Here is a 522-nt window from a genome sequence, read left to right as displayed (position 1 = left end):
GGGTAACTGGAGTGCGAGGCTGCTCTCATGAGCGCGTTGCTTTGGCGACGAGTTCGCGTACGTCGCGCAGGTGGTCTTCCATGGCCCGACGCGCGGCGAGACCGTCGTGAGTCCGAACCGCATCGAAGATCTCCTGGTGACCACGTACCGACGCGCAGCGCCCGTGCCTCGTGGAATGCGAGTGCTTACGCACCTCACCGGTCCACTCGCTGGCCAAGGTCTGCAGTGCGGTCAGAAGCGGGTTCTGCGCGGCCTGCGCGAGCAGCAGGTGAAACTCGACGTCGAGGCGAAGTGACTCGGCCTGCAGCAGGTTCTCGTGCGACTTGTCGAGGACGTCGCGAAGCTGCAACAGGTTCGCCGACGTAGCCCGGTGTGCCGCGAGTTCTGCGATCGAGGGCTCGATGACAGAACGCAATTCGGCGGCATGCTCTTGCTCTGTGCCGCCGCCGGCTATCGCCAGTAGCTCGTCGACGCTCGCCGTCGGCGCCAACACGATGGTTCCGCGTCCGGGGCCGCGGAACC

Annotated in this window: 1 protein-coding gene; it reads right to left on the bottom strand. The window is 65.9% G+C overall.

Annotated features, from left to right (window positions below; all coding sequences use genetic code 11):
* Window positions 1–25: 25 nt before the first annotated feature.
* Window positions 26–522, bottom strand: a 497-nt coding sequence (locus RM844_RS32165; protein ID WP_311670985.1) for a FadR/GntR family transcriptional regulator, incomplete at its 5' end; no start/stop codon positions are given.

The organism is Streptomyces chisholmiae (assembly GCF_031845445.1).
In the GTDB taxonomy this organism is placed as follows: domain Bacteria; phylum Actinomycetota; class Actinomycetes; order Streptomycetales; family Streptomycetaceae; genus Streptomyces; species Streptomyces chisholmiae.
Note: the sequence above shows the minus strand (reverse complement) of the source record. Positions and strands in the feature narration are given on the sequence as shown.